The organism is Metabacillus niabensis (genome assembly GCF_902829255.1).
Taxonomy (GTDB): domain Bacteria; phylum Bacillota; class Bacilli; order Bacillales; family Bacillaceae; genus Metabacillus; species Metabacillus niabensis.
The window spans coordinates 1-14832 of record NZ_CADEPK010000342.1 but is presented as its reverse complement, the minus strand read 5'-3'; the positions used below and the strand labels follow the sequence as shown (position 1 = coordinate 14832).

13 protein-coding genes are annotated in these 14832 nt (G+C 36.9%); 12 read left to right on the top strand and 1 reads right to left on the bottom strand.

Annotation, left to right across the window (positions count from 1 at the left end):
* The first annotated feature begins 74 nt into the window (after positions 1-74).
* The 6 genes from dapA to HU235_RS19455 all read left to right on the top strand — a co-directional run bounded on the left by dapA (position 75) and on the right by HU235_RS19455 (position 7475).
* Positions 75-962, top strand: coding sequence for a 4-hydroxy-tetrahydrodipicolinate synthase (gene dapA / locus HU235_RS19480; RefSeq protein ID WP_095303011.1), 888 nt, complete (start codon positions 75-77; stop codon positions 960-962).
* 57 nt (positions 963-1019) lie between these two features.
* Positions 1020-2183, top strand: coding sequence for an iron-containing alcohol dehydrogenase (locus HU235_RS19475; protein WP_095303010.1), 1164 nt, complete (start codon positions 1020-1022; stop codon positions 2181-2183).
* Positions 2184-2192: 9 nt separating this feature from the next.
* Complete coding sequence (locus HU235_RS19470; RefSeq protein ID WP_174881289.1) at positions 2193-3524, top strand: four-carbon acid sugar kinase family protein; 1332 nt, start codon at positions 2193-2195, stop codon at positions 3522-3524.
* On the top strand, positions 3472-4488 hold the full coding sequence (gene pdxA / locus HU235_RS19465; protein ID WP_095303008.1) for a 4-hydroxythreonine-4-phosphate dehydrogenase PdxA: 1017 nt from the start codon (positions 3472-3474) through the stop codon (positions 4486-4488). The genes HU235_RS19470 and pdxA overlap by 53 nt, the downstream gene beginning before the upstream one ends.
* A 215-nt stretch (positions 4489-4703) precedes the next feature.
* Positions 4704-5867 carry a sialidase family protein gene (locus HU235_RS19460; RefSeq protein WP_174881288.1) on the top strand — a complete coding sequence of 388 codons (1164 nt, stop codon included), beginning with the start codon at positions 4704-4706 and terminating at the stop codon, positions 5865-5867.
* A gap of 324 nt (positions 5868-6191) precedes the next feature.
* Positions 6192-7475, top strand: a complete 1284-nt coding sequence (locus HU235_RS19455) for an SLC13 family permease (protein WP_174881287.1) — start codon at positions 6192-6194, stop codon at positions 7473-7475.
* Between the two features lie 378 nt (positions 7476-7853).
* Here HU235_RS19455 and HU235_RS19450 read toward each other — a convergent pair whose 3' ends face one another.
* Complete coding sequence (locus HU235_RS19450) at positions 7854-8393, bottom strand: GNAT family N-acetyltransferase (protein WP_174881286.1); 540 nt, start codon at positions 8391-8393, stop codon at positions 7854-7856.
* A gap of 174 nt (positions 8394-8567) precedes the next feature.
* Here HU235_RS19450 and HU235_RS19445 point away from each other — a divergent pair, with 174 nt between their 5' ends.
* From HU235_RS19445 to HU235_RS25150, 6 genes are all read left to right on the top strand, one after another.
* The gene (locus HU235_RS19445; protein WP_174881285.1) at positions 8568-9332 is read left to right on the top strand and encodes a MerR family transcriptional regulator; all 765 of its coding nucleotides are present in this window, start codon (positions 8568-8570) and stop codon (positions 9330-9332) included.
* A 213-nt stretch (positions 9333-9545) separates the two neighbouring features.
* Complete coding sequence (locus tag HU235_RS19440; RefSeq protein WP_174881284.1) at positions 9546-10277, top strand: hypothetical protein; 732 nt, start codon at positions 9546-9548, stop codon at positions 10275-10277.
* 171 nt (positions 10278-10448) lie between these two features.
* Entirely contained in the window at positions 10449-11516 is a 1068-nt protein-coding gene (locus HU235_RS19435; RefSeq protein ID WP_174881283.1) for an endospore germination permease, read from the top strand.
* Positions 11513-12967: a spore germination protein gene (locus tag HU235_RS19430; RefSeq protein WP_174881282.1), complete on the top strand. Its 1455-nt coding sequence runs from the start codon at positions 11513-11515 to the stop codon at positions 12965-12967. The genes HU235_RS19435 and HU235_RS19430 overlap by 4 nt, the downstream gene beginning before the upstream one ends.
* A gap of 6 nt (positions 12968-12973) precedes the next feature.
* Positions 12974-14080: a Ger(x)C family spore germination protein gene (locus HU235_RS19425; RefSeq protein WP_174881281.1), complete on the top strand. Its 1107-nt coding sequence runs from the start codon at positions 12974-12976 to the stop codon at positions 14078-14080.
* Positions 14081-14546: 466 nt separating this feature from the next.
* Positions 14547-14832 (top strand): SF0329 family protein (locus tag HU235_RS25150; protein WP_459213479.1); only part of this gene is annotated, 286 nt, incomplete at its 3' end.

The window sequence follows — 14832 nt, the reverse complement described above, 5'->3', positions numbered from 1 at the left end:
ATCTATAATTCAACATGTAAGCGATATTATAACTGTTTAAAAAGTAAACACTTAAATTAGAAAGGTGTAACGATATGGAACTAAAAGGAATCATTCCAGCTATGTTGACTCCATTAACAATGGAACAAAAAGTCAATGAACCTGTTACAAGACAATTAACAAATCATTTGCTTGATTCAGGTGTACATGGACTTTTCATTCTTGGAACTAATGGGGAATTTCACCTATTAAATACCGAGGAAAAATTAGAGGTTGCTAGGATTGTTATCGAGGAAGTAAATGGAAGAGTACCTGTAATCGTTGGTACAGGTGGTAATAGTACAGAAGAAACGATTGATTTATCACAAAAAATGGAGCAGCTTGGCGCGGATGCTTTATCCTTGATTACTCCGTTCTTTATACCACCATCACAAGAGGAAATGGCAGTTCATTTCGAAATGGTAGCTAAGAGTACTTCCCTGCCAGTTCTTTTATACAATATCCCGGCTAGAACAGGGGTTAATCTTGAGCCTGAAACCGTTGCACGACTAGCAAAAGTGTCCAATATTGTAGGAATCAAAGATAGCAGCGGGAGCTTTGCCAACATCGAGAATTACATTAATGCAACAAAGGATGAAGATTTTTCTGTTTTTGCCGGTACAGATTCTTTGATTCTCCAAACCTTACAGGCAGGTGGAAAAGGAGCTGTTGCTGCAACAGCTAATATGATTCCTGATGTTGTGGTTGCAATTTACAACAAATGGTTAGAGGGGAATATAGAAGCGGCGGAGGAAAATCAGGTAAAATTACAGCCTCTTCGTGACACCTTTAAATACGGTACCTTGCCTTCTGTATTAAAGAAGGCGGTAGAACTTTATAGTGTTCCAGTAGGACCGCCAAAAATGCCTGTATCTGAGATATCAGGGGATGCGCTAGTAAAGGTCGCAGAAATGGTGGAATTGTATAAACAACAAAAAATATAGAGAGTTAAATAACGATAGGTAAATCCCAATATAACGGAATTAGAAAGGTAGATGGAAATGCAAACAATTTATCAATTTCAAACCGCACAGAATATTGTAGCAGGACCAAATTCACTCCAATTGCTTGGAGAAAAATTGAATTTACTAGGAGTGGAGGTAACATCTGCGCTGATTATTACACAGCCGCCGATGGTGGATTTGGGCTTTGCTGAAAAAATAGTTAGTCAATTGGCAGCTAAAGGAATTTTAGTTGATATTAATACGAACATTCTGCCAGAACCTACATTAGAGAACATTGAACAAGTATTTGAAGCAACGGCAAGTAAGAATTATGATGTATTGATTGGGATCGGTGGGGGAAGTGTTCTTGATACGACAAAAATTCTCTCTGTATTAAAAACAAACAATGCTTCGGTTGAGCAGCTTTTAGGAACTGACCTTGTGGCAAAACCTGGGGTCCCAACGATTTTGATTCCAACCACTTCCGGAACCGGTGCAGAGGTTACGCCAAATGCGATTGTCACCCTGCCTGACCAAGAATTAAAGGTTGGGATTGTCAGTAAGTATTTACTTCCAACCCTTGTTATTCTTGATCCTGTTCTTACCTTAAAATTACCTAAGCCAATTACGGCTGCAACAGGGATGGATGCCTTTACCCATTCTTTAGAATCCTTTATTTCAACAAAAGCAAATCCGATCAGTGATATGTTTGCGCTAGAGTCAATTCGGTTAATCTCCTCGAGCATTGTGGAAGCATATCAAAATGGAGAATCGATCGAGGCAAGAGAAAAAATGCTAGTAGGGTCTATGTATGGTGGGATGGCATTAACAAGTGCAGGAACAGCAGCCGTACATGCTCTCGCCTATCCTTTAGGAGGAAAGTATAAAATTCCACATGGTGTGGCAAATTCCATGCTCCTTCCACATGTCATGAAATTCAATATGGATGCGATAACAGACCGATTGGCATTAGTTGCTGAACCTATGGGAATCAGCGTTCAAGGTCTTTCCAATAGCCAATTGGCAGAAAAAGTTGTGGAGAAAATCATTGAGTGGACCAATGTGTTGGAAATCCCTCAAGATCTTAAAAACTACGGTGTTAAAGAAGAAGAATTACCGGAAATTTCTGTGTCAGCCTCACAAGTCACCCGTTTATTAAATAATAATCCGAAAAAATTAAGTTTAGCAGATATTGAAGCGATTTATCGCCAGCTGCTATAATCCCAGATTATGAGAATATCAGTCATTTCGGATGATTTAACGGGGGCAAGTGATTGTGGAGGGCAGCTAGTCCGTTTTGGTTTAAACGTGTCCGTTGTAGTGCAGGAGCATTCTGAAACAATTCATGACTATGACGCAGTTATTTACAATACAGATAGTCGCTCTGTTACCGGATATGAGGCTTACGAAAGAGTGAAAAAGGTATGTGACACGATAAAATCACGACAAGTTGACTTGGTCTATAAAAAGATTGACTCGACCATGAGAGGGAATATTGGGGCGGAAATCAATGCGATCTATGATTCCTTTTCCCCGGATTTCGTGATTATTGCCCCAGCCTTTCCGGTAAACGGGCGCAAAGTCATCAATGGGATTCATTATTTGAATCACGTTAAATTGGAGCATACTGAGGTGGCAAATGATCCAAAAACACCTGTCAGGGATTCGGAGATAAAAAGATTAATAGAGAATCAATCAAAGCGGAAGGTAGAGCATATTACATTCCAAGAGATTCATCAAGGATATAAGACGTTCATGGACAAACTTGTTTATTGTAAGAACAATAATATCTCTTACATTACGGTTGATTCTGCTCAAGAGTCCGATTTGGAAAAGCTAGTGGAGTTGATTCACCAGACCGATTTCTCCGTCGTTTGGGTCGGTTCAGCCGGTTTAATGAATTATTTACCAGAGATTTACGGGATGAAACAAGTTCAAAAAACGCTTTCTCTCCCTATTCATCATGAACCTGTTCTCTTAGTTGTTGGCAGTGTTAGTGAAGCAGGGAGGTTCCAGTTGCAGCATCTTTTGGACAATTCGGATACTGTTGGACTGGAAATAGATTCGGGAAAGGTTTTACAGGTAGATTTAAAGGCAATGGAATTAAGGCGAATCCTGTCCGAGGCTAAAGAGGCGTTTTTGCAAGGGGAAAATGTAGTGTTATACTCTTCGAATAATGTGAATGAAACCCGTAAAATCGGCGAGAAACTGGGATATGATGCTGTTGAAATCAGTAATATCATTTCAATGGTATTAGGTGAATTTGCGGCAGAAATGGTCCGTGTTCATGATATAAAGTATTTATTTTTAACTGGAGGAGATACCGCTCAGCAAGTTTTCCTTCAATTACATGCGAATGAATTTATTTTACTGGACGAAGTAGAATCAGGTGTCCCGCTTGGCCGGGTATCCACTGACAAAGAGTTATTTATTGTCACTAAAGCTGGAAACTTTGGCTCAAAGGAAGTCATGTTGAAAGCCGTTTATAAACTTCATGGGAGGGAATATGATGAAGCCGATTATAGGGATTACAATGGGCGATGCCGCAGGAGTGGGTCCTGAGATTATCGTGAAAGCCTTGGGTCATCAAGCTGTTTATGACATTTGCCGACCAGTTGTGATCGGTGATGCGAAAATGCTAGAAAGAGCCATTCGTATCACTAAATCACCATTAACCGTTGTGGCGGTTGCGTCTGTCACTGACAGCAAATTTGAATTTGGCAGAATTGATTGTATCGATCTAGATTTACTACCTGCTGACCTGCCTTTTGGAGAATTATCACCACAAGCGGGAGATGCTGCCTTTCAATATTTGAAGACGGCTGTTGAACTGGCAAAGAATAAGGAGATTCAATCGATCTGTACCGCACCATTAAATAAAGAAGCCCTTCACAAAGGAGGACATCTTTATCCGGGACATACCGAAATCCTTGCAGAATTAACGGAGACGGTAAATTATTCGATGATGTTATCTTCACCAAAATTAAAGGTCATCCATTTGACGACACATGTTGGCCTAATTAAAGCGATTCAGTCTATTACGCCAGAACGGACGTATAAAGTGGTGAAGCTTGCCCACGAAACATTAACACGTGCTGGCTATACAGATCCAAGAATCGCAGTTTGCGGAATTAATCCACATGCTGGTGAAAATGGCTTGTTTGGCGAAGGGGAAGAGGAAGAAAAACTAGTTCCGGGAATTGAGCAAGCTATTGCTGAAGGAATAAATGTAAGCGGTCCACACCCTGCAGACACCTTGTTTTTCCGAGCAGTTCGCGGTGATTTTGATCTCGTCGTTGCCTGCTACCATGATCAAGGCCATGTGCCAATTAAGGTATTAGGCTTGGAAGAGGGTGTTAATATCACGGTTGGTTTAAATGGTGGTGTGATTCGTACCTCTGTAGACCATGGTACTGCATTTGATATTGCCGGAAAAAATATAGCTGATGAAAGAAGTATGCTTGCAGCCATCCAATCTGCTGCTGATTTGTCGCCAAAAGAAGTTTTTAATCGAGAATTAAATTAGGATATTAATCATGTAAAAAGAGTTTTAAGGGGGCTTAAAGGATAATTTCCTCGTGTAATATCATTTAGCACTTAGGAATAACTTTAAGTTCCCCCGAAAACACAGACAATGGGTATCGAATGTGAAATCTCAATTAAAGCTTTTGTAGAAAATGTAAACCCTTACTTTTAGGGGAGAACGTATACAAATTTAAAGAGAAAGATAAGGTGATGAGTATGAGTAATAAAATAGTCATTAACGAATCCATTCCAAACGGTAAATTATATCATGATGCTTATACAAATATTGATTTTTCCTTAATTCCATCTGGTCCTTTTCCAACCGCGCATGCACCAACTATTACTAGGTTAGACAATGGAGATTTATTATGTGCATGGTTTGCAGGTTCATTTGAAGGCAGTCCAGATATTTCAATTGTCTTATCAAAATTTAATCATGAATCAGGGGAGTGGAATGAGCCGAAAATTGTCTCACAGGATGATACGCGTAGTGAGCAAAACCCATCATTTTTCCACGCACCTGATAAATCAGTATGGTTAATATATACTTCTCAGGAAGGTCGACGACCAGATAAAGATAATATGCAGTTTACGTCAATTATTAAATATCAGAAAACATACGACAATGGTGAAAATTGGACTGAACCAGAAATATTATTTAGCCAGCCTGGTACATTTGCTCGACAAACTATTCAAGTTTTAAGTAATGGTAGATGGATATTTAGCACATGGGTTTGTGAAGATTCAGAATTAGGTCTTACAAACGATCCTACAGTATTTCAAGTATCAGATGATGAAGGACAAACATGGAAAGAAGTACGGATGCCTGAAAGTAACGGACGGGTACATGCTAATGTCATAGAATTAGAAGCTGGTCATTTAGTGGCATTTATGAGAAGTAGATTTGCAGATTATATATATAGAAGTGAGTCAACGGATTATGGAGATACTTGGACAGTGCCTGAGCCAACAACCATGCCGAATAATAATTCAAGTATAAGTGCAATCAAGCTGGATAACGATGCAATTGCGATTGCCTATAATGCAAACTCTGCTAATAATCCTGAAAAAGGGAAAGTAGCATGGCCTGGATTAAGAAACCCAGTAGTAGTTTCAGTGTCTGAAGATGGAGGAAATACTTGGCCAATCGGTCGAATTATTGAACACGCAGAAGGCTTCATTGGAGCAGAGAATAAAACGAATAATTCACAATTTGAATATCCTACTATTTATCAAGATGCAAAAGGACGTTTACATTTAGTATACGCATATAAGAATAGAATCTGTGTTAAATATAATAGCTTTTCTGTTGAGGATATATATGGTAAAAAACGCGAAAATGAAAGTGTTTACAACCCTACATCTGGAGAAATAAGTTAGAAATTAAATTATCACAAAAAGATTTAATAGTTACATGCATAAAAACGGGCTTTAGACAGACCTTACCCAGCGATAAGAATAAGACCAACAATCGCCAGTATGAGTGTCCTTACTTGATGCAGTCTTCTAATGGAGCACTTAAAGGTGAGAACTATGTTCGCTTCACCGAGCAGAATGTGCAAGGGAAGAAAATAGAGTAGGACTTTATTACCCAGCAGGTGCTTAGGCTTACAGTCTACAAAATGATAGCGAAGTGTCATCACCTGACTGCTTTGAGATAAAACCAAATGAACTTGGTTTTGAAAGAGAGAGGAGAAACGAAAAATGACAATGCAGATGATTCTTGCCCTTGGTATCTTGATCTTGATGATTGTCATGATCATGTCAAACAAATTTGCCTTCGGCGCACCACCAATCATAGCCTGTCTTCTGTTAGTAGTCACCGGTCTGTCTACTGTTCAGGAGGCATTCGCAGGCTTCGTGAACCCAAGCGTTATCATGATCGCTGGCTTTATGGTTGTAATGGCGGGACTAATGAAGACTAGCTTGATGGGAAAGGTTCAGTCCTCTATGCTAGCCTTGGTAAATAAGGGCGGTTATAAGAGCTATGTTCTTTTGCTCGTGGTAGTTATGCTTGGTGCAAGTTTAGTAGGTGCCGGTTCCACTGGTTACTATGTACTGATTCTATCATTGATATCTACCATCCCTTACAATAAAAAAATGCCTACGTCCAAACTGATCATGCCTTTAGGGTTTGCTACTAACCACCCTTTGATTCCTTTCAATGTAGCACTCTTCTATGGTGTAACTGTCAGTGTACTAGAAACGGCAGGTTATACCGGCGGGCTGTCTATGTCGAAATTTGCTGTTGTGAATTTCATCCTAGGTCTTGGATTCTTGGTATGGAGTTTGGTTGCTTATCGTCTTCTACCAGATCATCCAATTACGGAAGCTTCTGAATATGATGAGGTAGCGGTTACGAATGAGGTTGAGGCTTTACCTGCATGGAAAGAGTACAGCATCATCGTTGCATTTATCGTCAGTGTTATCGGTATGATGCTTATGAGCGTGATAGGCAATGCAGCCTATGTAATCCCTGGCCTTACAGGAGCATTCTTACTAATCATTAACGTACTTGATTTCAAAGAAGTTCGAGATAATATGGGTGCACCTGTAATCCTTATGATGGCTGGTGTTATCGGGGTTGCTGACGCTTTGGCTAACTCCGGATTTACAGCTATGATCGGAGAGGCTGTAGCGAATTCATTGGGTACTAATATCAATCCATTTATGCTTATTTTCATCTTCGCACTTTTAACTAGTACATGTGCTACTTTTACTGGTTCAAATATGGGTTCTGTATACATCTTTGCGCCAATTGCTATTGCAACGAGCATTAGTTTGGGACTTAATCCTGCAGCTGCGGCAACTGCAGTTGTCATATCTGGATGGAACGGCGGATACATGCCAGTCGATGGTATGCCTGCTATGATTTTAGGTATGGGGAAATATAAGCTCCCAGAGTTCTGGTTGTTCTCGGTTCCTATGTACCTGTTCCGTATTTTTGCGCTATGTGTAGGTGCTATTATTATGTTTCCTGTAAACTGATAGAGATTAAGTTAGACAGGTCAATATATAGCTTCAAAATTTCATAGGGATAAAGACAAAAGGTGTGCTCTTATAAGGCACCTTTTGTCTTTATGAATTGTATATTTCTTTGTTTAGACTCAACAAGATCCTTTTATGAAAATATTCAAGAAGGCTAAGCGCTTGCCTTTACATTGAAAAATGACTCGAGTAATGCTGCTGTTCAAACAGTTGCAGTAGTTTTATAAAGGACATGATTAAATAGTAGAATTCAATAAGGATAGTGATGAATTGAAAGGGCAGTGTAAATGCCAAGTTTACTCTTTAGAAAAAAATGATCCACCCTCCGTATTCAAGAGAGTGGATTACATTATGAGCAATAGGTAATTTCGGAAATGCTTATTCCTCTGGATTTATTATTGCCAAAGTCTGATGGTCCTCCCATCTTCCATTTATTTTTACATTCTTTTTAGAAATCCCTTCTTTTTCAAACCCCGCCTTTTCTAGAACTCTAATTGAACTGATGTTATGAGGCATAACACCAGCTTCAATTCTATGTAATTTAAGAGTTGTGAATGCATAGTTCACAATTAGCTTTACTGCTTCTGTCGCATATCCTTTGCCATTATTGTTTTTATCTAAACTATATCCGACGATTGCACTCTGCAAAGGCCCACGTAATATACGAAAAAGTCCAATTGTTCCTATAAGTTCATCATTTTCTATTTTAAAAATTCCAAAATTATATTCACTATCTACTTTTGCCCGCTCTATTTTTTGATTCATTAAGTCTTTTTGAAAATCTATCGTGTAATAATCGGGGGAGCGTTTCATAGTAAATGTTTGGAAAAATTCTCGATTCTTCATTTCTAACTGAAGAAATTCATTGGTGTCCTCTAATTTAAGTAACCTAATATAAATATTTTGCGCTTTAAGCATATCCGTCCTCCATAAAATTTGTTGTAGTTTCAATAAGAAGATTTCCTTTTGATAGTGCATTAAATCAGTAAATGGAGAAAAGTAGTTCCACACAGTTAGTACGTTGATTTTTCTCCACATTTTGCTGATAATATAAAAATAAAGTATCCACTTACTGTATACTCAAGGAGAAAAATGAGAAAACGAAAATTATCTACCGGTGAAATTGCCCGTATTTGCAATATTAATAAAAAAACATTATTTTATTATGACAAAATAGATTTACTTAAGCCTGCAATAGTTGATTCTAATGGCTACCGATACTATACGACTGACCAAATAGATATTTTAAGTAAGATTAAAGCGTTACAGAGTGTGGGATTCACCTTATTAGAAATAAAAAAGCAGCTATCTGTGGAGGATATTTCAAAGGGGATTGCAACCTTACATGAACAAAAACAAAAGATCAGGGAAAAAGTTAATGAATTAGTTAACGTAGAGAGTGCCTTGAGTCAGAAAATTCAAGAGTTAGAACATTATAAACGAATAGGAAACAACAGGGTTTTTATAAAGGATGATAATGAAGAATATATGTATTTAGAAGAAACACCGTCACAAGAAGAAATAATAACGAACTATTTATTAGACGGTTACCATTCTGGAATTATTTTAAATGTCCAAGATAATTTAAATGAGAAAATAAAAATCACTAAATATCAAAAAGTAGAAAATTACAAAGTAGCCAATTATAAAAAAGAAAAAGGAAAATATGTTGGAGTCTATTTTGTTACAGAAGAAAATAATATCATTGAAAATGCTAAGAAAGCTTTGTTACGAATAAAAAACAGCGGGTATTGTCCAAATGGACCTGCCTTTCTAAAGGATATCGCAACTGACTTTGTTAATTATCGAAATGGCAGTATACCTTTTCTCATTACAATGAAATTAGAAGATTTTTAATTTCTCAGAAGACATTTTATTTAAGAACAAGCTGCCACAAAAGGCGGCTTTTTTATGTTGGTAATTGGTTTGATAAGGTTAAAGCTTTTATCTCTCGAGTTGTTGTTACTATAGTTATAGTATAGAGATATGGAATTCTTAGTTCTTGCTCCAACCTTTTTCCTAATACGTGGAAAAGGATTTAACTATTTTTTATGAAAGTAGGAATATGATATGAGGAAATTATTAAAAAAAGTAAGCATTGTTTTAATCGGAATTTCAATATTAAGTCTATTAGGATGTAGTGATTTAAATGAAGAAACAGCTAACGTCATTGAGGAAAAGTTATCCGAAAAATACAATGAATCCTTTGAAGTGAAATATTTAGGGGAACGATGGGGTACGAAAAGTAATGATACAGTGACGACATATGTGAAAGCAGTAGATTCTGACATAATGTTTACTGCCGTAATGGATAAATCAGAAAACATCGTTGAAAATTACCCAGAAATGCTTTTAATGAATAAATTTGCATCCGTTTTTAATAAGGAGATTGTAGAGCAAGGGCTAGATGCATCTTCGTGGATAAGAATCCATTCGAAACAACCTATTGAAATAACGAAAGGAATGACAGTTGAAGACTATCTTCAAAAATCGAATCTAGATTATATTCATGTTGAAATTGTCATGAAACGTGATGAAAGTATTACAGCAGAAAAATTAAAAACGATTGTTCAACGATCCTACGATGAGTTTAATGGTCCTTCTATTTCAGCAACCTATTGGATTTTTAAAGATGATGAATATAAAGAAGTGAATGATATGTTAAAGAAAGTCGCAAATATAGATCCTTCTTCTTTAGAAAGTTATGAATATGATAGCAATGTTTTTGTTGAGTTAACAGAAAATGGGTTCGTTGAGTCGGATGAAGATATTAATAATAGGCTAGAAGGAGGGGGGAATTAATGTCCTTAACAGATTACGAGAAAAATCATTACTGATATCGCTTATTAAAACAGCGTTTATTTTGAAAAAGACAAAATTAAGCCGAATTTAATAATTTTTCCAATTGAGGGCAAAATAATGGAGCATTTCAGAACCGAGCTTTTACGGCTGTATTAGAAGAGAGGGATTTGGTTGGTCCAAAAGGTCATTCACTCTACACATATTTATGTTCTGCTCATCATGTCTACCGGATTTATGGTTCATGTATTGCTCCATCCTGTGATTTTAACGGTCTCTAAACGCGACTCATGGCTCTCAGTAATCGGCAGTGTCGTGCCTTTAATCGTTTGGACCGTCTTGATTTATTATCTAAATAAAAAGTTTGAACAGAAAAATATGTTATCCTTTTTATTTTCAATGCATCCCTTGATTTCCTATTCGCTTCGTTTTCTAATTAGCTTTTATTTTATACTTACTGCATTTATCACGTTCAAGTATACTGCCGTTTGGGCAGAAACAAATTACACAACTAACATTCCTGACTTCTTTGTCGTTATTCCATTTGCAATTCTCTGCTATTATGCGTCACTAAAAGGAGTGCGTACAATAGGCACCTTATCCATTTTCTTATTTCCTCTCGTTTCGATATTTGGGTTTTTTGTCGGATTTGGAAATATAAAAAATAAGGATTACACTATGCTATTTCCTGTTTTTGAGCATGGGTATAATGATTTCTTTATCGGAATTATATATGTATGCGCCAGTTCATTTGAAATCATTTATTTTCTTTTCATCACCCCCTATATAAAAGACCGGATTAAAATCAAGCCGTTAATTCTTGTTAGCATCGTCCTTTTCTTCTTAGCATTAGGCCCCTTGGTAGGAGCGATCGTTGAATTTGGTGCGGAGGAGGCAGAAAAATTGAAGGTCCCTGCATATGAACAGTGGAGATTGCTAACAATTGGTACCCATATCACTCGCCTTGACTTTTTGTCGATTTTTCAATGGCTTTCTGGAGCATTTATTCGGATCAGTTTATATATGTTTATCGTAAACAAACTATTGGTTCGCCATGAAAAGAGGAATTGGATTCTTCTCTTTCTATATATCCTCCTTATCATCAGCGTGTTAATTCCATGGAATTTTAGTTCCTTTTTTTCGTTCTTATATTCTATTTATTATCCTGCAAGCCTGGTGTTTCTACCTTTATTAGTTGGACTGTTGTTCATTTGTAGAAAAATCAAGGGGGATGCTTTATGAAAGGAAATAACCCATCGATACTCAACTTGAAAGAGTGGTTCAAAAATTCATCAGACGTTGTCCTGCAAATTAAATCCTATAAGGAAAAGACTTCTGCCTATTCCATAGCTTTTTTGTACTGTCCCAATTTAGTGGACACAAAGGTGATTAATGAAACAATTCTACCTAACATAAATGAAGAGTTAGAAAAGAAGGGGACGCTGACGGTTGAATGTCAAAGCAGCCTCATTGGGATCACGAAGCTTGGAGATACGGAAAATATCAGGGGTGAAATAGAACAAAAGCTTTTTTCGGGAGAACTAGTCATTTTGAATGAGGAAACAAACGATGTATTTTCGATTTCAGTCTCCAATATCCCAAAGAGAAGCCCGGAAGAATCCAATTTGGAAACTTCTGTTCGTGGACCAAGAGACGGTTTCGTGGAAAATATCTCCGATAATATGGCACTTATCCGGCAAAGACTGAAAACATCCTCTTTAAAGAGTATAGAATATACGATTGGAGAGAGAAGCAAAACGAAGGTCGTACTGCTTTATATGGAGGATATTATCAATCCTAATATATTGGAGGAAGTGCAAAAGAGATTACAATCTTTTACTATCGATATTCTAATTAGTGGAAATCAATTGGAAGAAATGCTTTATGATCATCCTTATTCGATTTTTCCGATAATGGACGCTATCGGTAGGCCCGACTATATCGCAAAATCCTTAAATCAAGGGAAATTTGCCATTTTGGTAGATGGAAGCCCTACTTGTCTGATAGGTCCGACATCACTCACACAATTGTTGAATTCGCCTGAAGATGTGCACAGTAGTTTTTTTTATATCAGTTTCGTACGTCTCCTCAGGATATTCGCTTTAGGTACGACTGTATTTTTACCTGGGTTTTATATTGCTTTAGTTACGTTTCATACCGAACAGATTCCCTATACCCTGCTAGCAACGATCTCTCTCTCAAGGACTGGTCTTCCTTTGTCAGCCCCTATGGAAGCTTTTATCATGGTTACTTTGTTTGAGCTTTTTAAAGAGGCGGGGCTTAGGCTGCCAAAGGCTGTTGGACAAACTGTTGCCGTTTTAGGGGGATTGATTATCGGAGATGCGGCGATTCGAGCTGGATTAACGTCTCCGTCCATGCTTGTAGTAATCTCGATTACCGTGATTTCAGGGTATACATTGATCAACCAAAACCTATCGGGCAATGTGCTCATCCTGCGATACATCGTCCTTTTCCTGTCATCCTTGCTCGGGATGTTTGGATTTTTTCTTTCCCTTTTTGGCATTGTAACTCTTGCTTTTTCACTTGAAAGTTTCGGACAAACCTATATACCTGCATTTGCCTTTCCAAATAAGTCATCGATTATAAAAACCTTTATCAGATTACCTTATATGCTGTATAAGAAACGCAATCCTGCTTATAAACCAAAGGACACGACAAGGCAAAAGGAGTAGTTTTCCATGAGAAATCTAATTTCTATCATCATTGTAATGAACCTTATGTTTCTTTTGACTGGTTGTTTTGGGGCAAAGGAAATTGAAGGCGAGACTTATGTTACCGCTATTGGAGTGGACTATAATGAGGGGAAATTTAAGGTCTATGTTCAGGGGCTAAATTTTGGGAATATTGCTAAACAGGAAGGAGCTGCCATGGAACAGCAACCTATTTTAATTGGGGAAGCGGAAGGAGATAATATCTCAGCAGCCATTGGGTTATTGGAACAAACGACTGCTTTACCATTAAACTATGGACATATTCATACCTTCATACTAAGTAAAAGAGTTATGGAAGAAAAAATGGCGGATGTGATTGATCTTATCAATCATCAGCCATTATTACGTTACACCTTTTATCTCTTTGGTACAGAAGAGAATCTAAAATCGTTAATGCAAACGCAAAGTTTTTTTAATTATCCGCAATTGTATTCGATCATCCATCGACCAAAAAAGATCATCCAATATAATTATGTACTCCCGATTTTAATGTATAACCAATTTATTTCTCGTTATGAACGACCAGTGGGAACGGTTCTTATCCCGTCATTAACTATCGACAAAAATCATTTTTCGGAAAAAAAAGAAAAATCAATACCTGTGATAAACGGAGAATATTTGTTTTCTGGGCAGCAGTATAAAGGATGGTTGAGCAAAAAGGACTTAAGCGGAATAAGATGGTTCCAAAGTGGAATCCAAGGTATTACTGTCCGGATAGGGACCGAAAACATTGTGGTAAGAGTAAAAGACCCAAAAACAAAAATTGAAGTTTTAAAAGGAAAGAACCCCTCCTATAGAATAGTGGTAAAAGCGGATGCTATTCTGAGCTTAAATAGTAAAAACCAACCACTTAAGGAAGTGGAAAACGAGTTAAATAAAAGAATAAAGAGGGATATAGTCAATACAATAAGGAAAGGTCAGCTTTTGGAAACCGATGTTTTAAATATAAGTGAAAAATCCTATAAATATTACTTGAACCGTTGGAATATTGAAACAATAAGAGGTTTTAACGAGGATTCGGTAAAAAAAATACAAGTTAGGATTCAGGTTGATCCGGGGAATTCAAAAAAATAATGGGCAAAAAAGATGCAGCATAAGGCTGTGTGTGTTCTTGTTTGTGTTGAGGATGGAGAATTACACTTAAATCAATTGGTGCGTTAATCTAATAAGGATTAGCGTTTTTTTAGTTAAGTTTTACAAGGAAAATGAAATTAAATATTGTAATATTCTTTTAAAGCTACTTTAGACTAGAGATATAGTATGTATGGAGGTATTTATGCCAATTTTAAAAATAGGAAATGTTCGTGTTAGAAGGGATTTAATTGGAGATACAGTAATGATAAAAGTTTCAGTGCAATTAATGAGTGTATTAAATATATAAATGAGTTTAATGTAAAGAAAGTAGATATAGATGACTTTGATTGTAATGACTTAAATTTTTTAAAGGAATGCCTATCTATCGAAGAATGGCGAGAGTGTTAAAAATAAGATGTACTAAACAGAGGGTCATATAGATTGGTATAGAATGGGGAGCTTAGAAATGTACAAACCAATATGGAGTAAAGCAAAGAAACAATTAAAAGGTTATATCTGTGAGTCGTTAAAAGACAGAATTGATTTTCATATTATTAATTATCGTAAAGCACATGATCAGTTAGGGAGAGCAGTTATTACAGTGGACAAAAAAGAAGTCTTAAATATGTGTACGATAACATCTGATATAGCATTAATTAGAAAAGAATGGGACATACGACGAAATCAAAATATTGAATATGATGTTTATAATCAAAATCAAAATTATGAAATAGGAGTACAAGCACATAACC